The organism is Metabacillus sp. KJ11-3, assembly GCF_055808295.1.
Genome location: NZ_CM147865.1, coordinates 3,090,060 through 3,112,071, shown reverse-complemented (window position 1 = coordinate 3,112,071; position 22,012 = coordinate 3,090,060). Strand labels below are relative to the sequence as shown.

General features: G+C 36.6%; 18 protein-coding genes. 13 read left to right on the top strand and 5 right to left on the bottom strand.

The features are described 5' to 3' along the window. Window positions 1–58 precede the first annotated feature (58 nt). The 5 genes from AC0L8O_RS15790 to AC0L8O_RS15770 all read left to right on the top strand — a co-directional run bounded on the left by AC0L8O_RS15790 (window position 59) and on the right by AC0L8O_RS15770 (window position 8,331). Window positions 59–2,542, top strand: a complete 2,484-nt coding sequence (locus AC0L8O_RS15790) for a rhamnogalacturonan lyase (protein ID WP_473448939.1) — start codon at window positions 59–61, stop codon at window positions 2,540–2,542. Window positions 2,543–2,842: 300 nt separating this feature from the next. After that, window positions 2,843–4,252, top strand: a complete 1,410-nt coding sequence (gene uxaC / locus AC0L8O_RS15785) for a glucuronate isomerase (protein ID WP_473448936.1) — start codon at window positions 2,843–2,845, stop codon at window positions 4,250–4,252. A gap of 77 nt (window positions 4,253–4,329) precedes the next feature. Continuing rightward, a complete protein-coding gene (locus AC0L8O_RS15780) occupies window positions 4,330–5,310 on the top strand; it encodes a LacI family DNA-binding transcriptional regulator (protein WP_473448933.1) in 981 nt (326 codons plus the stop codon). A gap of 71 nt (window positions 5,311–5,381) precedes the next feature. Next, window positions 5,382–6,857: a tagaturonate reductase gene (locus AC0L8O_RS15775; RefSeq protein WP_473443626.1), complete on the top strand. Its 1,476-nt coding sequence runs from the start codon at window positions 5,382–5,384 to the stop codon at window positions 6,855–6,857. Next, window positions 6,841–8,331: a UxaA family hydrolase gene (locus AC0L8O_RS15770; protein ID WP_473443624.1), complete on the top strand. Its 1,491-nt coding sequence runs from the start codon at window positions 6,841–6,843 to the stop codon at window positions 8,329–8,331. Before AC0L8O_RS15775 ends, AC0L8O_RS15770 begins: the two co-directional genes overlap by 17 nt. 47 nt (window positions 8,332–8,378) lie before the next feature. Here the strand turns inward: AC0L8O_RS15770 and AC0L8O_RS15765 are convergent, their stop codons facing one another. The 3 genes from AC0L8O_RS15765 to AC0L8O_RS15755 form a co-directional block, all read right to left on the bottom strand. Then, window positions 8,379–9,704 carry a prolyl oligopeptidase family serine peptidase gene (locus AC0L8O_RS15765; protein ID WP_473443622.1) on the bottom strand — a complete coding sequence of 442 codons (1,326 nt, stop codon included), beginning with the start codon at window positions 9,702–9,704 and terminating at the stop codon, window positions 8,379–8,381. A 132-nt stretch (window positions 9,705–9,836) separates the two neighbouring features. After that, window positions 9,837–10,025 carry a helix-turn-helix transcriptional regulator gene (locus AC0L8O_RS15760; RefSeq protein ID WP_473443620.1) on the bottom strand — a complete coding sequence of 63 codons (189 nt, stop codon included), beginning with the start codon at window positions 10,023–10,025 and terminating at the stop codon, window positions 9,837–9,839. Window positions 10,026–10,152: 127 nt separating this feature from the next. Further along, window positions 10,153–10,695 (bottom strand): cupin domain-containing protein, encoded by a 543-nt coding sequence (locus tag AC0L8O_RS15755; protein WP_473443618.1) that lies wholly within the window; start codon window positions 10,693–10,695, stop codon window positions 10,153–10,155. A gap of 247 nt (window positions 10,696–10,942) precedes the next feature. Here AC0L8O_RS15755 and AC0L8O_RS15750 point away from each other — a divergent pair, with 247 nt between their 5' ends. Next, window positions 10,943–11,824, top strand: coding sequence for a sugar phosphate isomerase/epimerase family protein (locus tag AC0L8O_RS15750; RefSeq protein ID WP_473443616.1), 882 nt, complete (start codon window positions 10,943–10,945; stop codon window positions 11,822–11,824). 15 nt (window positions 11,825–11,839) lie between these two features. Then, window positions 11,840–12,967 (top strand): Gfo/Idh/MocA family protein, encoded by a 1,128-nt coding sequence (locus AC0L8O_RS15745; RefSeq protein ID WP_473443614.1) that lies wholly within the window; start codon window positions 11,840–11,842, stop codon window positions 12,965–12,967. A 194-nt stretch (window positions 12,968–13,161) separates the two neighbouring features. Here the strand turns inward: AC0L8O_RS15745 and AC0L8O_RS15740 are convergent, their stop codons facing one another. After that, window positions 13,162–14,004, bottom strand: a complete 843-nt coding sequence (locus AC0L8O_RS15740) for a hypothetical protein (RefSeq protein WP_473443612.1) — start codon at window positions 14,002–14,004, stop codon at window positions 13,162–13,164. 307 nt (window positions 14,005–14,311) lie between these two features. Between AC0L8O_RS15740 and AC0L8O_RS15735 the strand changes: the two genes are divergently transcribed. Both AC0L8O_RS15735 and AC0L8O_RS15730 read left to right on the top strand, forming a co-directional pair. Beyond that, complete coding sequence (locus AC0L8O_RS15735) at window positions 14,312–14,635, top strand: hypothetical protein (RefSeq protein WP_473443610.1); 324 nt, start codon at window positions 14,312–14,314, stop codon at window positions 14,633–14,635. A 144-nt stretch (window positions 14,636–14,779) separates the two neighbouring features. Continuing rightward, on the top strand, window positions 14,780–16,009 hold the full coding sequence (locus tag AC0L8O_RS15730) for a Bcr/CflA family efflux MFS transporter (RefSeq protein WP_473448930.1): 1,230 nt from the start codon (window positions 14,780–14,782) through the stop codon (window positions 16,007–16,009). A 40-nt stretch (window positions 16,010–16,049) separates the two neighbouring features. Here the strand turns inward: AC0L8O_RS15730 and AC0L8O_RS15725 are convergent, their stop codons facing one another. Then, the gene (locus tag AC0L8O_RS15725; protein WP_473443608.1) at window positions 16,050–16,898 is read right to left on the bottom strand and encodes an AraC family transcriptional regulator; all 849 of its coding nucleotides are present in this window, start codon (window positions 16,896–16,898) and stop codon (window positions 16,050–16,052) included. Window positions 16,899–17,020: 122 nt separating this feature from the next. Here AC0L8O_RS15725 and AC0L8O_RS15720 point away from each other — a divergent pair, with 122 nt between their 5' ends. From AC0L8O_RS15720 to AC0L8O_RS15705, 4 genes are all read left to right on the top strand, one after another. Then, window positions 17,021–18,016, top strand: a complete 996-nt coding sequence (locus tag AC0L8O_RS15720) for a Gfo/Idh/MocA family protein (RefSeq protein ID WP_473443606.1) — start codon at window positions 17,021–17,023, stop codon at window positions 18,014–18,016. An 18-nt stretch (window positions 18,017–18,034) separates the two neighbouring features. Further along, the gene (locus AC0L8O_RS15715; RefSeq protein WP_473443604.1) at window positions 18,035–18,961 is read left to right on the top strand and encodes an aldo/keto reductase; all 927 of its coding nucleotides are present in this window, start codon (window positions 18,035–18,037) and stop codon (window positions 18,959–18,961) included. 205 nt (window positions 18,962–19,166) lie between these two features. Further along, window positions 19,167–20,927, top strand: coding sequence for a cache domain-containing sensor histidine kinase (locus AC0L8O_RS15710; RefSeq protein ID WP_473443602.1), 1,761 nt, complete (start codon window positions 19,167–19,169; stop codon window positions 20,925–20,927). Next, window positions 20,924–21,994 carry a response regulator gene (locus tag AC0L8O_RS15705; RefSeq protein WP_473443600.1) on the top strand — a complete coding sequence of 357 codons (1,071 nt, stop codon included), beginning with the start codon at window positions 20,924–20,926 and terminating at the stop codon, window positions 21,992–21,994. Before AC0L8O_RS15710 ends, AC0L8O_RS15705 begins: the two co-directional genes overlap by 4 nt. Window positions 21,995–22,012: the final 18 nt, after the last annotated feature.

Here is a 22,012-nt window from a genome sequence, read left to right as displayed (position 1 = left end):
GAAAAAACATTCTTTAACAAAAAAATTATTATCCTTATCAATCGCAGCTCCACTATTAATGACAGGTTACCAGAGTAGTGCCATAGCATCTCCGCCAAAAGCAAATCACGGGAATGCAGTTCAACTAGAATATCTTGACAGAGGTCTAGTAGCGGCAAGCACATCGGAAGGAGTCTTTTTAAGCTGGAGGCTGCTCGCAAACGAAGTATCGGGATATTCTGATTCAGGATTAACCGGTGTGAATTTCCATGTTTACCGTGACGGTAAAAAGATTGGAACAGTTAAAGATAGCACAAACTTCTTAGATCAAAATGGGACAGAAAAATCAAAGTACTATGTTTCCACTGTTAAAGACGGAAAAGAAGTGGACCAAAGCAGTGAAGCATCACCTTGGAAAGATACATATTATGATTTGAAACTAAAAAAGCCGGCTGACGGGGTCACTCCAAGTGGTGAAACATATTCTTATAGAGCCAATGATATGAGTGTCGGTGATGTCGATGGTGACGGACAATACGAATTTTTTGTCAAATGGGATCCATCCAACTCAAAAGATGTCTCACAAAAAGGATACACAGGAAATACGTATATCGACTGTTACACTTTTGATGGCACACTGCTTTACAGAATTGATCTGGGAGTAAATATACGCTCCGGTGCTCATTATACACAATTTTTAGTGTATGACTTCGATGGTGACGGAAAAAGTGAATTAATGTTTAAGACAGCTCCAGGAACAAAGGTTATCAACTATGATGAAATTGGACAAGTAACGTCCGAAAAATATATTACCATGCTAAAAGAGGACAAAAAAGCAGGTTATAGTAATCAAGATGACTACCGGATGAGCAGCGAAGATTATTATAACCATGTAGTAGATATGTTTAAAAACTGGCATAAACATGAAGAAGTTATAAATGGAAATTGGCCGTCAACACTTGAAGAGTCCTTTGGAATAGAGAAACAGTATGATTATCCGCTATCAACAAAGGATGCAGAAGCATTGGCTGATTATTTCATTGATGAATATGCGCCAAGCAGAAGTTCCCGTAACGACCTAAGAGATTTTGAAGGATTTATTGTAAAAGGACCTGAGTACTTAACTGTTTTTGAAGGTGAAACAGGAAAAGAACTTGAAACAATACGTTATAAGTATGAGCGCCATGATGATGGCTTGATGTGGGGAGATTACGCAATGTCAAGAATCGAACCCGGCAATCGAGTTGACCGCTTTTTAGCTGGTGTCGCATATTTGGATGGTCAAAAACCTTCAGCTATTTTTTCAAGAGGCTATTATACAAGAGCTACAATGGTTGCTTATACATGGGATGGAAAGCATTTAAGAGAACAGTGGGATGTTGACAGTGGATGGACTCCTATGACAAATCCGTTCAATGACGGACCACATGGTAGATTAGGTACAAGTGAGGAGTATGGGACCCTTACAACTCAGGGTGCACATTCACTAAGTACAGCAGATGTGGATAGTGATGGCAAGCAGGAAATTATATACGGTTCTGCAACAATCGACCATGATGGTTCATTATTATACAGCTCTAGTGATGTGATGCCACCGGAAAGTGCAACTCCGGGTGTAACAGCAGGTTTAGGACATGGCGATGCCTTACATGTTGCGGACATTGATCCGGATCGGGAAGGCCTGGAAATCTTTATGGTTCATGAAGGAGGCGCATATGCTCCTTATGGGTATGCACTTCGTGATGCTGCGACAGGTGAAGTAATTTATGGCGGGTATACAGGAAAAGATACCGGTCGAGGCATGATAGGTGATGTTGACCCTGACCACAAGGGACTGGAAACTTGGGCAGTTGGTCTTTGGACAGCAAATGGAACGAAAATCAATACATCCGGTCCAGGAACAAATATGAATATTAAATGGTCGACTGATATGACCACTCAAATTGTAGACGGAGCAATTGATGCAACACCTACTATAGAAGATTGGAAAAAAGGAACTGTATTAACAGCTGAAAATACTAGAACAAATAACCATACAAAAGGGAATCCGTCCTTAGTTGCTGATATCTTCGGTGATTGGAGAGAAGAATTGCTTGTCCGAACGGAGGACAGTGAGGCTATACGTATCTACTTAAGCTCTGAGGTTACAGATCGGAAACTCTACACATTAATGCATGATGCACAATATCGAACAGGGATTGCATGGCAAAATGTGGGCTATAATCAGCCAGCATATACAAGTTACTATTTTGCTTCAGATACAGATTGGAGTAAAGTGCAAACTCCTAAATTACATATGCCTGGTGAAGTAACTGCACTAAGAAATACACTGGATATGTATGTTGAAAAAGGTGAGGTCAGAGGATCACTTGTACGAAAGCTGGAAAATTCGTTAATGCAGGCTCAGCATCATATTGACAAAGGTTCAAATAAGAAAGGCATTTCATTCTTAGAAAAGTTTATCAAAGAATTAAATGCCAAAAACTCAAAGAAGAATGTCTCTGATAAAGCTAAGTCTATTTTAAACAATCAAGCAGAAACATTAATCGAAAATCTAAAATAAAAAGGTGGGTCAAAGTATTAAGTTTAGTGCTTTGACCCTTTTGGCAGGGTCAATATTTGTCAAATGATAGATTTTTCACGAAAGTTGATAGATTCCCAAGAGCGGATTAATAAAAAAGAGGCAAATAGTCATGCAGGAAAATATTGAAGTATTTTCCTGCATGATTTATAATGAAGTAAAATGTTAACGTGTGCATTTTAATAAGTTCTATACATTTTAATAGGTTCATTATTTAGTATAGAAAAAAATGTTTACGTTTTCAAAATTGATTCAAAGGGGCTGAAGCAATTGAGTACGTTTATGGGAGAAAATTTTTTATTATCAAATGATGTAGCAATTGAACTATATCATCAATATGCAAAAGACTTGCCAATTATTGACTATCACTGTCATCTTAGTCCACAGGAAATTTACGAAGATAAAAAGTTTGCGAACATAACAGAAGCATGGCTATATGGTGACCATTATAAATGGAGAGCAATGAGAGCAAATGGAATTGAAGAGGAATATGTTACTGGTCAAGCAAGTGACTATGATAAATTCCTGGCTTGGGCAAAAACAGTCCCTATGACAATTGGAAACCCGCTATATAATTGGACACATTTAGAACTTCAACGTTTCTTTGGTGTTTATGAAATATTAAATGAAAAAACAGCTCCAATAATATGGGAAAAAGTAAATGAACAATTAAATAAGAAAGAGTTTTCTGTTAGAGAATTAATAAAAAAATCAGATGTTGAAGTTATCTGTACAACAGATGATCCGACTGATACCCTGGAATTCCATCAAAAGCTAAGAGACGATGAGAACTTTAACGTACAGGTTTTACCGAGCTTCCGTCCTGACAAAGGATTGGAGATAAATCGTGATAGCTATTGTGGATGGGTGAGTAAGTTGTCGGAAGTATCAGGTAAAAAGATTACAAGTTATGATGAGTTTTTAACGGCATTGGAAGAGAGAATAGAGTTCTTCCATTCACTTGGCGGCAGAGTTTCAGACCACGCGATTGATACAGCAATGTTTATGAATGCTGATAAGGAAGAAGTTGAAGCAATTTTTACAAAGGCTCTATCAGGAGAAAAAGTAACAATTGAAGAAGAAATGAAATATAAATCATACACACTTGTTTTCATAGGGAAAAAATATGCAAGCTTAGGTTGGGCTATGCAATTACATATTAATGCCCTGCGAAATAATAATACCCGAATGCTTGAGAAATTAGGACCTGATACAGGCTTTGACTGTATGAATGACGATCTTATTGCTAAGCCGTTAGTTCAGCTGCTTAATGCACTGGATAAGGAAGATGCATTACCTAAAACGATTCTATACTCTTTGAATCCTAGAGATAATCAGGTGCTTGCTAGTATTATCGGAAGCTTCCAAGGCGGAGGAATTAAAGGGAAAATTCAATTTGGTACAGCATGGTGGTTTAATGATCATAAGGAAGGAATGCTTGATCAAATGAAGGCGCTTGCCAATGTAGGGCTTTTCAGTCAGTTTATTGGGATGTTAACAGATTCAAGAAGCTTTTTATCTTATACAAGACATGAATATTTTAGAAGACTTGTCTGTATGTTGATCGGAGAATGGGTCGAAAGTGGAGAAGTACCACATGATCAGGAGTTACTTCGTCAAATTGTTCAAGGTATTTCCTATCATAATGCAAAAGAATACTTTCAGTTTGAGGAACTGATGGTACGAGGGTAATGTCTGTGATACCCTAATGGAAAAGGAACCTGAAAGTAGGTATAAAAGTGGGAGTTACAATCAAGGATATTGCAAAAATGGCAAATGTCTCACATACAACCGTGTCAAGAGCACTTAATAATAGTCCGCTAATCAAGGAAAAAACAAAGCAGAAAATCATTCAAATCGCTAATCAATTAAATTATTCGCCTGATGTTCATGCAAGAAGCTTGGTTTTACAAAAATCATATACCATTGGACTGTTTTTTACGAGCATATCAAATGGAACATCATCCAGTTTTCTGTCTGAAACAATTAAAGGTGTGAATACGGTCATTGATGAAAACTATAACTTATTTATAAAGGGAATCCAGGATATTAAGGACTATACAATGATCACCCGTAAACGGTTTGACGGCATTATATTAATGAGTCAAAGTGATATTGACAATGCGTTTATTTATCATGTGATAGAAAAGGAAATACCGCTGGTTGTGCTAAACAGACAAATCGAAGAGCGCTCTGTTGTGAATGTGCTATCAAATGACCAAGAAGGTGTGTATGAGGCAATTCAGTTATTCATCAAGCATGGACATCGTGATATTGCGATTATTGAAGGAACTCCACATTTTAAGTCTGCACAAGAACGAAAAGAAGGCTATTTAAAGGCTTTAATGGAAGAGCAGTTACCAATTCTACCTGAATACATGGTTAAGGGGAATTATAATATGGAAAGCGGTTATGAGGGAATGAAAAAATTATTATCCCTCGACAATTGCCCTACTGCTGTTTTTTGCTCAAATGATGATATGGCCATTGGTGCCATGAAAGCCATTAATGAATCCGGTCTAATGATTCCAGAAGATATATCCATTATAGGGTTTGATGATATTGGATTCTCCGAGTATACTGCACCGGCGCTTACAACTGTAAAAAGGCCGATTGAAGAAATTAGTATAACTGGGGCTGAAAAACTGTTACAAGTAATGGATACTGGTAACAAGGAGAATGGACCAATCTTTCTAACAACGAATGTGGTAAGAAGACATTCGGTTGCAGATGTAAAGTGTAATAGTTGAGCTCACGAAAGTAGCTCAGCTATTTTTCCTGAACACAATGTTAACGTGTGCATAAATTGGGAGGTAGGGAAATGGAGCAGTTATCGAAAAAAATGGATAGTGAGTATACAACATATCCTGAAAAAGTATTGCAGTTCGGGACAGGGAATTTTTTACGTGCATTTACTGATTGGCAAATAGATGTCATGAATAAGAAGGGGATGTTTAATGGCCAGATTGTTGTTGTCCAGTCAACCCCAAAAGGTGCAGTTGATACAATAAACAAACAAGAAGGTCTATATACATTATACTTACAGGGCATCAAAGAAAATCAGCCTGTCAGTGAACATGAAATCATTCGCAGCATAAGCAGAGGTATAAATATTACCAACGAATATGATGAGTATTTGAAGATAGCAGGAAATCCGGATTTACGATTTATTATTTCAAATACGACAGAGGCAGGTATTCAGTTTCATGAAGGAGATCTTTTGACAGATCGTCCCCAAAGCAGCTTTCCAGGCAAATTAACAGCTCTACTATATGAGCGGTATCAGGTCTTTCATGGTGAAAAAGATAAAGGATTTATTATCTTTCCATGTGAGCTAATCGAAGATAACGGAAAAGAACTAAAAAAAATTGTGTTAGCATATGCGGATGCTTGGAAGCTGGAATCCGGTTTCTATGATTGGGTTGAGGAGGCAAACACATTCTGTAATACATTAGTTGACCGCATCGTCCCCGGTTACCCAAAGGATTCGATACAAGATAAAACGGATGAGCTAGGCTATATTGATAAATTGATGGTAGTTGGAGAACAATTTCATCTTTTTGTTATTGAGGGACCGTCTTTCATCAAGGAAGAATTTCCAGCAGCTCAGGCAGGTTTGAATGTACATGTTGTAGATGATTTAAGCTCTTATAGGCTTAAGAAAGTCCGCATCTTAAACGGTGCCCATACTGCGATGACACCTGTTGCTTATTTATGTGGAGTAAATACAGTAAGTGAAGCAGTGACAAGCGATTTAACTAAGCAATTTGTTGAAAAAGTAATATATGATGAGATTATTCCAACCTTACCTTTTCCGAAAGAAGATCTTTCTCAATTTGCGGCTGATGTATTAAATCGATTTAAAAATCCATTTATTCACCACTATTTATCTAGTATTTCGTTAAACTCAGTTTCAAAGTTTAAAGCAAGAATTTTACCAACACTTTCTGAATATGTTGAAAGGTTTAGCCAGTTGCCTGAAGCGACTGTTTTCTCGTTAAGTGCACTGCTTTATTTTTATAAAGGAAAGCGGGGAGATGAGTCGATCACTCTTGTTGATGATGAATCTACACTACACTTATTTAATGATTGTTGGTCTTTATATACTGACAATATGGAAGAGCTTGTATCTACCACTCTCTCAAATGAAAAATTATGGGGTACTGATTTATCAAAAATTCCTCAGTTAACTGAATCAGTTGTCAACCAGTTAAAGAAGATAAATCAATATGGAATGAATGAGGCGTTAACACAATTCTTGCAAAAGACAGGTGAGAAAAATGAAAGCGTTTATTAAGATCAAAGAATCAGATAATGTGGCAGTCGCGATTCAGAAAATTGATCAAGATCAAGTTCTTGAGATTGATGGTGCGACGATCAAATTAAAAGAAACAGTTAATAAAGGCCATAAATTTGCACTAAAGGAAATCCCTCAAGGTGAAAATATTGTGAAGTACGGTTTTCCAATTGGGCATGCTACACAACAGATTGAACCAGGAGAATGGGTTCATACGCATAACACAAAAACAAACTTGTCAGGTGTCGAGGAATATGAATACAAGCCAAAGTTTCAATCAGGACACAAACTAAAAAACACAACAACATTTAAAGGTTTTAAAAGAAAGGATGGGAGGGTTGGAATTCGTAATGAGCTTTGGATTGTTCCGACTGTAGGATGTGTGAATGGAATCGCTGATCAAATGATTCGGGTATTTCAAGAAAAAGTCGGGGATATAGCTCCATTTGAACATATTCAAGTTCTTAAACATAATTACGGTTGTTCTCAGCTTGGTGATGATCATGTAAATACAAGAACCATTTTAGGTAATGCTGTTAAACATCCAAATGCAGGCGGCGTGCTAGTTTTAGGGTTAGGCTGTGAAAACAATGAGATCAATGAATTTAAAGAATCTTTAGGAGATTTTGATACTAATCGAGTAAAGTTTCTAAGTTCACAGGATGTCATGGATGAGGTAGAAGAAGGAGTTAAGCTATTACTTGAAATTTTTGAAAATACAAAAGATGATCGCCGGGAAGACCTTCCATTATCAGAATTAAAAATTGGACTAAAATGTGGTGGTTCAGATGGTTTTTCAGGTATTACTGCCAACCCATTACTAGGGCAGTTTTCAGATTATTTAGTTGCTCAAGGTGGAACAACAGTCTTAACTGAAGTACCGGAAATGTTTGGGGCAGAAGAGATATTAATGGAGAGAGCGAAAGATGAGGAAGTCTTTCAACAAATTGTTGACCTGATTAATGATTTTAAACGATATTTTGAACGTCATGATCAGCCGGTTTATGAAAATCCATCACCAGGAAACAAAGCGGGTGGTATCACAACACTTGAAGATAAATCACTAGGTTGTACACAAAAAGCAGGAACGTCTCAAGTTGTGGATGTATTAAAATATGGAGAAACACTAAAAACGAAGGGACTAAACCTGCTAAGTGCTCCAGGAAATGACTTGGTAGCTTCATCAACCCTAGCTGCAGCTGGTTGTCAATTAGTCCTGTTCACCACGGGAAGAGGAACACCTTTAGGAACATTTGTCCCAACGATTAAGATCTCAACAAACACACAAATATATGAAACTAAGCCACACTGGATTGACTTTAATGCAGGAACATTAATCGATGGTCAATCACAGGAAGAACTCCTAGAAGATTTTATTTCATATGTTATCAAGATCGCGAGTGGGGAAAAAGTGAATAATGAGAAAAATCACTTTAGAGAAATTGGTATTTTTAAAACAGGTGTAACCTTATAGCATAAACGCTTCAATCCTGGCTAGGATTGAAGCGTTTATTTGTATTTCTATTTACTTTTTGAAGATAACCATTCCATAAGAGTAATTGTCTTACCATCAATCGTTTTTTCCACATCATTGTTATAAACATAAATCCATGACCAGTGTCCATGATACTCGTATGGTGTGCCATCCTCTCGTTTGTATAATCCGGAAGTATCAATGACGTTATCAAATAAGGAGAGATGAACATCTTCTGCTCCCGCCTCGATTAACCGGTTATAGGTTGGAACAACAAATTGATTTGCAGGGACTACATCATCTGTTTTTGCATGAACAAACCAGATAGGCAGGTTTTTCATCGTATCAATATCCTCGTCTTTAATGAGCGAGTCATTTAGTGCCTCACAGGTTGGAAAAGCAGCGGCAAAATAATCAGTATAGTCTCGGATCATCAACATGGTCATATATCCACCGTTTGAATCTCCGCCGATGTAAATTCTGTCAGGATCTATGTCTTTGTTTTTCTCTACATACTCTTTGATTAATGACATTAAAGCATCTTGATATTTTGACGTACCATCGCCAAATCCTGTGAATCCATCCATCCAGAAAGTTGGTGTTTGAGGAGCTAAAACATAGGCTCCATCAAAATAGGATTGAATTTCATCTGAGGCAAAGTTAACGGCTTTGTTTCCGGAAATGGCAATTGTCGGGTCTGTCCCACCTTCACCTGCTCCATGTAACCATATAATTAATGGATTTTTTCCTTTATCTTTTGCTGGTGAGTAGTCAGCATAAGTTAGTGTAGTATCTTTATATGTAGCCTCACCGATTGAAAAATCATCGACTAATTCTCTAACGCCACCATTAAATGTATCCACAACTAAACCTGATATGGTTCCTGCCGGTGTTTCAATGGCCTCTTTTTGAGTAACTGTGTAGGTGTTCTCATTCCAGTCATTGTATCCTGAGCCAGCCCAATCGTAGTTAATCGCTGAACCTAAAGAAATCTCCGGACCAATTTGCATTTCCAATACGACATATTTTCCAGTCTTAACAACCGGGTTTCCGTTTTTATCGGCTACATAGGCTTTCGTAACATGACGATACCCCTCTTCTAAGAAAGGTTTTGCTAAACGTCTGTCACTTCTAGATACATGGACATTGAAAGTGTCTGTTGTTACTGAATCCTTCGGGATTGGCTTTCCAATATCAATCATAACCTTCGTAATAGCAGCACCCCAATCTTCAACTTCTGTTATGGTTTTGTAGGATGTTGGTTGGGTTTTCAATTCTTTTGCTTCTCCTTCCGACATAAAAAATAGTGTGGAACTAGCTACTAATGTACTTAACATTGCGGTTTTTGCATGCTTTTTCATAACGTTGAACAACTGAAAAACCTCCTTTGGTTAAGTGTTAAAACGCTTACATTAATAGTTTAATATATTTTCTTTTTGAAGACCTGTCTTTTTCTAGCTTAAACAAGGTCGATTCTTGATTCGATGCGTTGTGTTTTAGTTGTTTTACCCTGTATTCATTTTTCGATATTGACTTGGTGTCATATGATAAACAGACTTAAACACTCTTGTATAGGACTTTTCACTTGGAAAACCATGCTTCAGGGCAATATGAATGACTGGTAAATCAGTATTCATTAAATCCGGATAGGATTTCTCAAGGCGTATTGTCTGAATATAATTGAGTACAGTCATACCGATATGCTTGAAAAAAACCTTGAAAAGTACTCTGAAGATAAATTAAACTGTGCGGCTAGATGATCAATAGCTAGATTTTGATTATAATGTTTCTTTATGTAATTCGTTATCGATGTTAAACGTTCTAAATACTTGTTTGTTTTAATGGAAGGACTATTTTTTTCTCTTCTTTGAAGTCGTTTAGTAATTGATAGATTAATTGGTATGCTAATCCGGTTAAGTTAATGCGTGCAAGGGGGTCATGTTCTTTGTTCAAGTAATGTACAAGAATTTCATTTAATAAGGTTCGAAGCTTTTCAAATTTTTTTATTCTACCAGGATCTTGTTCATGAATAGAATTACAAGTAAGCACAATTTGATCATAATTTTCATAGATCGCTTTCAGGAATTCGTACTTAATAAAGATTGTGACAGCCTTTCGATTTTTCCCTGTTGTCACTGAAAAAGAATGAATAGAGTTTGAATTTATTACTACAATATCTCCTTCACTTGATTCATATTCTTTGCCATCTGCGTAAATTTGATCGATCTTTCCTGCAAGGACATAGGAAATTTCAATATCTTCATGCCAATGTCTTGGAATATATATTTCTTCATCAGAGGTATGAAGGATGACTTTAATAGGCAAATCATCATCGGTTTTTACCAACTCATATTTGTAGTCCATTTTAGAAATCCTCCTAATACGTTACGTTTTTTTTGCTTTGATCATATCCTAATCCTTATAGAAAGAAAAGATAAACATTAGAAGTTTATAAAATAAATGATATTGGATATAAGTCATGAAAGTGATAGGGAGAAGTCAGAATAATGCTAGAAATCAGTCAGTTTTGCAGTAGTAACAAATTTGAAAACGCTTTATAATCAAAATTGTAAGGAAGTATATACAAAAGATTGAAAGGGGAAGGATTAAGATGACTACATCGATTGGACTTAACTTATACTCGGTATTTAGAGAATTAAATGAAGATTATTTTGGAACGTTGGAAAAGGTCGCAGGAATGGGGTATAAAAATTTGGAACTTATTTCTGCAAATTTTTCAACCGGTGAAAGATTTGCAGATACATTTACTTTACAAGCAATAAAAAAGAAATTTGATGAGCTTGGATTACGTGCGTTTGCTGCACATGAAGGTGTGGCACCAGGTATGGCTTTGGTAGATGGAAACTGGGATAAGATAATTGAAGAAAATGCTGAACTAGGCTGTGAGTCAATTGTTATGCCGATGACATTCATTAGTACTCGCGATGAAGCCCTTAAAACAGCGGAGGAACTGAATATCATCGCTGAAAAATGTAAAACAGCCGGATTAGATTTTTACTACCATAACCATGCACATGAGTTTAGGCAAATTGGAGAAAAAACATTATTTGATATTTTAGTAGAAAACACAGATCCTAATGCTGTTAAATTTGAGCTGGATCTTGTTTGGGTAACGAGAGGCGGACAAGACCCTATGAGTGTTCTTGAAAGATTAGGGAATCGCTGTGATATGATTCATCAAAAAGATTTAGGAACTCATGTTAACGCTGTGAATGTATTCTCAGCAGTTAATCAGAATGAACAAAATGAAACAATGAAAATTTATCGTGAAGTTGTACAGCCGACTGATTTCGTTAATCTTGGAACTGGTATTGTCGATTTTGAGAATACATATCAAAAGATTCATGATTTGGGAACAATTCGATATGCGATTGTTGAAAATGAAGGTACAGTTGGTAATAAGTTTGAAAGTATAGCAAGTGATTTAAAGGTGATGGAGAAGTATGTTCAAGAGCTTACAAAAGCTGATTAATAAGGAGTGATTTACATGTCAAACGATACATTAAAAATCGGTATTATTGGTTGTGGTGGGATAGCCAATCAGAAGCATATGCCTGCATTAGCAAAACTAGGCCACCTAGGTGAAATGACAGCTTTCTGTGATGTAGTCGAAGAAAGAGCGATGAAAGCGGCAAAAGAATTTGGAACTGCCGATGCAAAGGTTTACAACGATTATAAAGAGTTGTTAAAGGATGAATCGATTGATGTCATTCATGTACTAACACCAAATCTGCAGCACTCCTTTATCACTGTGGCTGCTCTTGAAGCTGGCAAGCATGTAATGTGTGAAAAGCCGATGGCGATTAACTCCAAGGAAGCTTTAGAGATGGTTGAAGCAGCTAAACGAACAGGGAAAAAGCTGACGATTGGGTACCAAAACCGTTTCCGCGATGATTCACAAGTTCTTCATAAAGCTTCACGGGCAGGTGAGTTCGGCGAAATTTACTTTGCAAAAGCGCATGCGATTCGCAGGAGAGCTGTTCCAACTTGGGGAGTCTTTTTGGATGTGGAACAACAGGGCGGAGGGCCATTAATCGATATTGGGACACATGCTTTAGATTTAACACTTTGGTGCATGGACAACTATCAACCACAATCTGTTACAGGATCGGTCTTTCATAAATTAGCTGATAAACATGAGGGAAATGCATTTGGTCCATGGAATCCTGATACATTTGGTGTGGAGGATTCAGCATTTGGTTTTATTAAAATGCAAGATGGATCAACGATTATTCTTGAATGTTCCTGGGCTTTAAATACAACAGATGTAAGAGAAGCGATGACCTCCCTATGCGGTACAGAGGGTGGCGCTGAAATGAAAGGAAACCCTTCAACAGGTGGAGGAGAGCTTGTCTTTAACGGTACCAAGTATGGGAAGTTAGTCGAAACAAAACCTGCAACAGGTGGTGGCATCGCGTATTTTGATTCAAGCGCAGAAGACCCTGGTGTGATAGAAGCAAGACAGTGGTTAGAGTGTATTATTAACGATACAGAGCCTTTAGTAAAACCAGAACAGGCATTAGTTGTTACGCAAATTCTTGAAGCCATCTATACATCTGCAAGAACTGGGAAAACAGTGGAATTTAATCAAGATACAGTACAAGTACCATTATAATAAATAAAATACCCAAGGGAATTTGAGATCTTTTATAGGTCTCTTTTTTATATTTTTAAAGTGTAATATATTTTTGAACTATTTATTGTGCTTGAAATCTCATCTCTAAGTGTAAGTAATGATCAATCAAAACGTTGCACTAATTTAAAAAGGGAAAGCCCAGAATGAATAGGCTCTCCAGTCTTATGTTTAAATTATTCTTGTAACTTTGTGATAAACTTCAAAGCGTTATCCTTATTTTTAGAATCTACTCGAATAGCGGCAATCCTTTTACTTTCGTTTACCTCTAACCCATCAAATAGAGATTTATCATTGATCACGACCCCATAAATTTGTTCTGTTTCATCTGCTGGGGATTTTCCATACACAAGTTGATCTTCTACTACCTGATCTTTAATAGAAGGATCAATTGGCTGAAATATTTCCAACTGCATGAGCTGTTCGAAGTTTTCCTCGCCGACAATATACACATCTGATTGGTCTGACATGAGGGTGATCACACTCTTTTGTTGGTTCCCCGCATCCATCGTGTCGTTTATTTCTGTTGGTGCATAATTAGAGTTTGTTATGACTCTCTCCCATGAAGGAAAAATAGAAAGAACATTTTCTGAGACAGGGTTCACATCACTTCCAAGTAGAAAATAATCTCCGTAAAGCATAATGCCCAGGTCCTCAGGCGGAAGACTGGCTAACTCTTTTTTCTCTTGATGATTGCTGACAAGCGTTTGGATAATGGATCCAACTAAAATCAGTAAAATGATAGCTCCGGCAATGTGTAATTTATGATAATAAAGAAAGTGCTGCAGCTTATTCTTAAAAGATTTGTTTTCTTCTTCAGGATTGGAACCGTATACATTTACGTGTTTAATAGTATTGTAGGCGTCAGTTATTTGGGTCATATCGAAAGGTTTTTCAGTATTCGGTACACTTTGATATGATCGGTCCCTTTTAATCCAGGTCATATATTGCTTCTCAACCTCATCCATTGTCGAGTCTTCTGGAATTTCCAATAGTTTATAAGCTTCTTTTATATCCAAAACATACACCCCTCTTTTCATGCTCTCTACTATGTTGAAAGAAATGGTAGAAATGGTCGTTACTATAAAGATATCTTAAATTGAAGGTTTTTGCACTACTTACATGAAAAAAGTAGGGAGGAATATTAATAGGGAATCGTTTCATACAATTCTTTTTCAACATTACCCTAACAGTGGTTTATCATAGCAACCAACCTATAAACGATCTACGACCTTTGTCTGAGAAATGAATGGAAAAAATCATCCTTTTACATGAATGGAAATTTTCTCTTTTCATGTATAGTTAAAGATAAGGGGGGATCATATCATGATTAATGTTGCCATTATATCCGGCAATCAACATATTCAAAAAAGTATGAGCTTGCTGGTAAAAACAGATCCTGAACTTAATATAATTAAAACTCAAGAAATCGTTCTTGATAAGAAAGTAGTTTTGCTTGTTGATACAGAAATAGATGATTTGGAGGATTGCCTAAGAAGATTTTCTGAGCATGTTCCAATCATTTTATATAGTCATTCAAAAGATTTTTTAGATTTGAGCTATTTGCTCAATAAATACAAGGTGAACTTCTTTAATGTATATACAAAGCCTGAATGTATTCTTAACATTATTAAAGAACCATTTTGTTGATGGTTGCTATACCAACTTTAATTACTTGAAATAGAGCTTCAATCTCTTACGTTAAGAATGAAGTTTTTCTTTTGCTTCCAATCTTTTTACAAAAGGTGTAGGATGGATAGAAGAAATGGAATGATGAGAGGTGTAATACGCTTTATGCTACATAATCCAACAGGAAAAGAGCGGTTGGCATTAGCTTTTCTATTAAGTTCATTAGGAATATTAGGCCCGCTTAATATCGATATGTATTTGCCTAGTTTTCCGGATATTGCAAATGATCTGGGAGCTCGTGCTTCGCTTGTACAACTTAGTTTAACAACTTGTTTAATTGGTCTTGCCGTTGGTCAAGTAATCGTTGGTCCAATTAGTGATGCAACAGGGAGACGGAAGCCTTTAGTTATATCCCTTTCGTTATTTGCTCTAGCATCACTTTTTTGCGCATTGGCACCAAATATTATTGTATTGGTAATTGCTCGTTTCTTGCAGGGCCTTACAGCTTCTGCAGGTGTTGTTCTTTCACGTGCTGTTGTAAGAGATGTATTTAGTGGAAAAGAGTTAACAAAATTCTTTGCTTTATTAATGGTTATCAATGCAACGGCCCCAATGATGGCGCCAATCGCAGGTGGTGCTATTTTATTATTACCGTTTGCAAGCTGGCATACGATTTTCTATTTTTTAAGTTTACTTGGTATGATCATCGTGACAATCATTTCTTTAAGATTACCAGAAACATTACCAGCCGAGAAACGAATTCCCAGTACTGTAGGTCATTCAATACGTACGATGAAGGATTTAATTAGAGATCGTTCATTTATTGGATACGCCTTAACAGTGGGATTAATTCATGGTGGCAGCTTTGCTTATGTGTCAGGTACACCTTTTGTGTATCAGGGGATATATGGTGTTTCTCCACAGGCATTTAGTATCTTATTTGGGATAAACGGGTTAGCAATTATTTCCGGCAGCTTTATGATCGGACGATTAAGCGGGGTTTTTGATGAAAGACGGTTGCTTCGTGTCGCAGTCATCACCGCTGTAAGTGCAACAACTATACTGTTGACCATGACAATCATTAAAGGACCTCTCGCAACTCTTGTAATCCCGATTTTCATTTATATGACGTCAATGGGCATGATTTTGACAAGCTCCTTTACACTTGCGATGGAAAAACAGGGACATCGAGCGGGAAGTGCCAGTGCTTTGTTAGGCTTGCTGCCACTTTTACTGGGATCATTTGTATCACCTCTGGTAGGTATAAATGAAACAACCGCAGTACCAATGGGAGCGACTTTATTTCTTACCTCATTGATTGGAGGAATTGCGTTTTTTACATTAACAAAACAAAGAGATAAAGTATTAGATCTAAGAGCAGAATCGGGGACATAATGTCTCCGATTTTTTTGTCAAAGCAAGACTCCCTATACTCCTACCGATCCTGCCTGCTGTCATACAGCATCCTATATTCCGTAGGAGTCATTCCTTCCTGTTCTAAAAACCGCTTATTAAAATAGCTAATGCTTGGATACCCCGCTTTTAGGGCAATTTCTTTTATCGTCATTTCCTTTTTGTCCATCAGCCATTGTTTGCTCAATTGCAGGCGGCAAAGTGTGATAAATTGCATGGGTGTCATTTGGGTTGCACGTTTAAATAATCTGCAAAAATAATAGGTACTGACACCTGTTTGCTCGGCCCAGTAATCAAGTTCAAAGGGTTCGCATGCTTTTCTTTGCATACTAGGTAGTAAAGTTTGAATCCGATCATCTAATTCTGGTCGACGGTCGGACGATTTTGGCGATGCATTTGTAATGAATTCCATTAAAAATGTGTACGTAAGAGTGGAGAGCTGTAATAGATGCAAAAAGCTGTTCTGTTCAGCTTCACGTAATAACTGTTCATGCGCTTTTTCAAGAGGTGCTAGTTGTTTGATTGTCCATATTGAATGCTGATCAAATCCTTGTTCAGACAAAAAGGTATTTAAGATACTGCCATAAAAATGGGCCCATCGAATATTCCACGGATCCTCCTTGCTACTATAATATTTTTGCTCCTGCATAGGAAAATATAAAAATGCATCACCACGCTTAAGTGTAAATTGTTTTCCATCAATCTCTACAAACCCGGTTCCTGATAAAACAAAATGAATACTGAAGTTATTTAAGGTACCTACTTTTCGGTCAACCTCATGGTCAGGTTCCTCCCAGTACCAGCCAATTGATTCTGGCAGAATCATAAATTCGTGGTTTTGTAAGGTTGGAAGCAGATATTGTCTTGACATTTGTATCACTCTTTCATCGCAATATTGTTTTATATTGAGGGCAAAAAGTTTCTATTTTTATTTTATGTGTAGTTTCATATAATGACAATATAGTATTAAGCTTTCATGAAGGAGTGAAGAACGTGGAAAAAATACGTTGGGGAATTATTGGTAGTGCAAATATTGCGAAGGGTTCGGTTATTCCGGGGATCAAAGCATCAGAGACTGGTGAGGTTGCAGCCATTGCAAGTAGAGGGATAGAAAAGGCAGAGGAAACAGCTAAACAACTACATATACCGAAAGCGTATGGAAGCTATGAAGAGTTACTGGCAGATCCGGAAATTGAAGCCGTTTACATACCGCTTCCTAATCACTTACATAAAGAATGGACAATACGTGCAGCAGAAGCAGGCAAGCATGTGTTATGTGAAAAACCAGTGGCGATAAATGCAAACGAAGCAGAAGAAATGGCAGAAGCGTGTCAAAAAGCCGGTGTCGTATTTGCTGAAGCATTTATGTATCGTTATCATCCTCGTTATGATCTGATCCGTGATATCATCCAATCAGGTGAAATCGGTGAAGTACGCGGTATCCACGCTACATTTACATTTAATAATGCGAAGGATTCTGAAAATGTCCGTTACAAAAAAGAATGGGGAGGGGGATCCTTATACGATGTCGGTGTTTACCCAATTAGTGCGGCAAGAATGATATTAAATCAAGAGCCACAGGCTGCAACAGTTCACGGTCTCTTCTCTGAGCAGCATGATGATGTTGATATGATGGCTTCCGGACTTCTTGAATTTGAAAATGGTGTGGCATTAACATTTGATTGCGGCATGTGGGCAGCCTTTCGAAATGAACTAGAAATTGTTGGAACAGAGGGCCGTATTGAAGTTCCATCTGCGTTTGTTACAAAGCAAAATGAGCAGGATCATTTTGTTGTTCATACGAATGATGGAAAAAGAGAAGTAGAGGTTCCATACCTTAATCAATACGCTTTACAGGCAGATGCTTTAGGAAGAAGCATTCGAAATGGTGAGGAGTTACCATATCCGGCAACAGATGCTATTTTAAATATGAAAGTTCTTGATGCTTGTTTAACATCAGCAAAAGAGCGTCGTCGCGTTGAATTATAAAATCTAGGAGGGTTTACGGTGAAAACAATTACGATTCCAGGCTTAGAAAAGCAAGTTACTAACTTAATTCAAGGTTCAGATTATTTTAAACCTAGTGTTTATGAGAAAGTGTGTAAGGTTTTAGACCGTTATGTAGCGATCGGTGGAAATACGATTGATACAGCTCATATCTATTGTGGCGGAGAGAGCGAAGTAGCGATTGGTATGTGGTTGAAGGAACGAAACAATCGAGAGGATATGGTGATTCTTACAAAAGGCGCTCATCACGATCAGACAGGTCCTCGCGTTAATGCTGAAGCAATCTCCAAGGATTTATTTGAAAGCTTAGATCGATTACAAACGGATTATGTTGACTTGTATGCTCTACATCGTGATGATCCAACTGTGCCAGTAAGTGAAATAATAGAAATATTAAATGAGCACATTAAAGCCGGCCGAATTAAGGCTATTGGAGGTTCAAACTGGTCTGTACAGAGATTGCAGGAAGCTAATGAATACGCTGCTAATAATGGACTTGTTGGTTTTACCTTTAGCAGTCCAAACCTAAGTTTGGCAAAAGCTAATGAGCCATTCTGGGCAGGGTGTGTGTCAGCTGACTCGTCTGACCTTGCATGGCATAAGGAGCACCAATTTCCACTTATGTCATGGTCATCTCAAGCAAGAGGCTTCTTTACAGGACGTTTCTCACCAGAAGACAAAAGTGACAGTGACATTGTGCGGGTTTTCTATAGTGATGCCAATTGGGAACGCCTGCGTCGTGCAGAACAATTAGCTAATGATAAAGGTGTTACGACAATTCAAATCGCACTTGCATATGTTCTGAATCAACCGTTTCCTGCTTGCGCGTTGATTGGAGCGCAAAATGAACAGGAGTTACAATCTTGTTATGAAGGGTCATTAATTGAACTTACTGAAGAGGAACTAAATTGGTTAGAGAATGTATAAACAATAGTAGTATGTTGCTAGAAATATAAAATTTTATATTCCTTTGGCTTAAATCCTTTTGTATATAGGATTTAAGCCATTTTTTTGTTGGAAATAACTAGAGAAAAATAGCTTTCAAAGAAACACGTTATTGTACATCTTCTTATTTATCTTTAAAATAAAATCAATATGTGAAACCGCTTTTTTTACCTCTGGAGGAATAAACATGATATTGTCTAGTAAAATAAAACATTTCGTAAATAAATACATCCTTGAAAGCATGCAAAGAAAGCTAATGGCTACTCTGCTTCTTATTATGATGGTTCCTCTATTGATTTTTATGTTGGTCTCCACCCATATTTCCAGAGGTGCTGTTGAAACTTCTGAAATCACCTCAAACCTATCCCGAATGGATCTATCAAAAAGCTATATTGAAGAGCAGCTTATCATGTTTGATGATTTTTTGTTTTCGGCGCTAGTGGATGAAAAATTGGTACCTAGTATAACAACTGTTGATGATATTACAACAACAAAATCATTTAATATACAATCATATTTACAGGATAAATTATTTGCTCTGTATAATGCGAATGAAAACATTCTGTCTGTTGCATTAACTTCATATGAGGATAAACGCTTATACAGGGTTGAACAAAGGGAGTTTTTCATAACAAATATGATTGGAACAGCTCTGCAACGAACTGGAAAGGATTCCATGTTTTCCGTAGATTCATCTACAGGTACTTTTACCTTTAGTCGGAATATTTATCGTTTTGAAGATCAAAAACTAGTAGGAAGAATAGATTTAAACGTTTCGTTTGATTTTATTGCACATATTGCAGAAAACCTTCGAAGTAATGAGGAAGAATCGATTATGTTGGTCGATTCAAATGGAAACCTGCTTTTTGCCCTAGATGAAAATAATGTAGCTGCCCCAAAAGATCTTTCTGCTAATTTTAAGCAACAGCATGAAACAAATTATTTTTCTCTTAATCAAGATTACTATTTTTTTCAGAAAATGATGAACGAACAAATTGCGTTAGTAAAGGTTGTTCCAGAAGAGGTGATGCTGATTGGTTCTAAACATATTAGACAAACAGGATTATTGATTCTCATCATTTCAATTTGTGTAACAGTTATTTTATCTATTATCATTTCGAATCAAGTTGCAAAGCCAATTGTGTTGCTTTCTAAGAAAATGGAGCTTGTGGAAGAAACTAATTTTAACGTTAAAATTGATTCAAAACGTACAGATGAAATAGGGATTCTTCAACGAAAATTTAAGGAGATGATTGATCGAATCAGGGATTTAATTGAAAAAGATTATAAACGTGAGATGGAAAATCGAGACGCTCAATTTCTTGCATTACAGTCACAAATAAATCCCCACTTTCTATATAATACTCTTCAAGTAATTTCAGGAATGGCTTTAAAAAAGGGTGCTAGAGAAATATATGAAATGATTCAAAGATTAGGTGGTATGTTCCGGTATATAACGAATAAACGAGGAGATCTTGTTTTTGTATGGGAAGAAGTTCAACATTTACAAAACTATTTGTATATCCAAAAAGTTCGTTTTGGTGAAAATATAACAATCGAATTATTTGTTGATGAGCAAGTAAAGGACGCAATTATTCCTCTATTATCTCTACAGCCAATTATTGAAAATTCTTTTAAACATGGTTTTGAGTCTCAAATTGAAAAAGGGATTTTAAAGATTGAAATACAAAAAGTGTTTGATGAAATTGAAATAATGATTGAGGACAACGGCATGGGGATGTCGGAAGAAGTACTACTACAAGTCAGAAATAAATTATCAACCGATAGTTATTTATATAATCGCAGCATTGGATTGAAAAATGTAGATACCAGAATAAAGCTGTATTTCGGACATGAATATGGAGTTGAAATTTCGAGCCAAAAATCTAAATTTACAAAGGTATTGATAAGATTGCCATTTCAAGAAGGAAGTGACTTTAAAAAATGACGACATTATTAATAGTTGATGACGAAACTTGGACAAGGGAAACGGTCAAAGCATTAATTGATATGACCTCATTGGGAATAACAAAATTAATCGAAGCAACAAATGGAGAAGAAGCTATTAAACAAATTGTCTCGGAGAACCCTGACTTTATTATGACTGATATGAGAATGCCTGGTATAGATGGTATTAGATTGTTAGAAGTTATTGAAAAAGAGTATGCTGACATCCCTACCATTGTTTTAAGCGGTTATCAGGATTTTGTTTATACAAGACAGGCAATTAAGTCAGGAGTAATTGAATATTTGCCTAAGCCGGTAGATGAAAAAGAATTGAACGAAGCGCTGAAAAAAGCTGTATTGGAAAAACAGAGAAAAGAGCAAACGCGGTATCAATTTTTTACAGCAAAACAACCTGAGTTACTAGAAATGATTGAATCCTTCCGACAAACAGTATCATTTTCATTAAAAGAGTTAAATGCAAAACAATTATCAACTTGTTTTCAAGAGTTTCTTGGTAATATTCAGGGTGAATTAATACATGACCCATCGTTTATTATGTACCTTCATCAGGTCTTTCTTGTATTACTTGAAGAAACATTAAAAGCCCACAAAATAAAATTGGAAGAAATAGGGTTGAAGTGGAATGATATTGAGTATAGGGAAAATCAATCATTAGAGAATGAACTTATGACCCAATTGAAAATTGGTGAACTGCTTATTTGTAAAGTAGAAGAAATAAAAAAACAAAAGACTAAAATTAACTTAGAAGAAATTAAGCTATATGTGGACGGAAATTCTATATCACAAAACATATCACTTGAAGTGATTGCCGAGAGATTTTATGTAAGCAAGGAATATTTAACCACTGCTTTTAAAAAGAAATATGGATGCAATGTAACAGAATATATTATTGCTTCTCGTATGGAAAAGGCTAGAGAACTAGTCATGACGACTACATTACAGTACAAAACAATTGCAGAAATGGTCGGATATGAAGATGTTTCATATTTCTACCGAGTGTTCAAAAAATATTATGGATGTTCTCCCGGGACAATTCGGAAAAGTTAAAATAGTCCAAATGTAAGC

Coding starts and splice junctions, on each gene's coding strand:
- AC0L8O_RS15750 (WP_473443616.1), top strand. CDS start 10,943: ATGACTACATCGATTGGACTTAACTTATACTCGGTATTTAGAGAATTA.
- AC0L8O_RS15780 (WP_473448933.1), top strand. CDS start 4,330: ATGGCAAATGTCTCACATACAACCGTGTCAAGAGCACTTAATAATAGT.
- AC0L8O_RS15755 (WP_473443618.1), bottom strand. CDS start 10,695: ATGGACTACAAATATGAGTTGGTAAAAACCGATGATGATTTGCCTATT.
- AC0L8O_RS15770 (WP_473443624.1), top strand. CDS start 6,841: ATGAAAGCGTTTATTAAGATCAAAGAATCAGATAATGTGGCAGTCGCG.
- AC0L8O_RS15790 (WP_473448939.1), top strand. CDS start 59: ATGACAGGTTACCAGAGTAGTGCCATAGCATCTCCGCCAAAAGCAAAT.
- AC0L8O_RS15710 (WP_473443602.1), top strand. CDS start 19,167: ATGATATTGTCTAGTAAAATAAAACATTTCGTAAATAAATACATCCTT.
- AC0L8O_RS15730 (WP_473448930.1), top strand. CDS start 14,780: ATGCTACATAATCCAACAGGAAAAGAGCGGTTGGCATTAGCTTTTCTA.
- AC0L8O_RS15745 (WP_473443614.1), top strand. CDS start 11,840: ATGTCAAACGATACATTAAAAATCGGTATTATTGGTTGTGGTGGGATA.
- AC0L8O_RS15725 (WP_473443608.1), bottom strand. CDS start 16,898: ATGTCAAGACAATATCTGCTTCCAACCTTACAAAACCACGAATTTATG.
- uxaC (WP_473448936.1), top strand. CDS start 2,843: ATGGGAGAAAATTTTTTATTATCAAATGATGTAGCAATTGAACTATAT.
- AC0L8O_RS15705 (WP_473443600.1), top strand. CDS start 20,924: ATGACGACATTATTAATAGTTGATGACGAAACTTGGACAAGGGAAACG.
- AC0L8O_RS15735 (WP_473443610.1), top strand. CDS start 14,312: ATGATTAATGTTGCCATTATATCCGGCAATCAACATATTCAAAAAAGT.
- AC0L8O_RS15775 (WP_473443626.1), top strand. CDS start 5,382: ATGGAGCAGTTATCGAAAAAAATGGATAGTGAGTATACAACATATCCT.
- AC0L8O_RS15760 (WP_473443620.1), bottom strand. CDS start 10,025: ATGACTGTACTCAATTATATTCAGACAATACGCCTTGAGAAATCCTAT.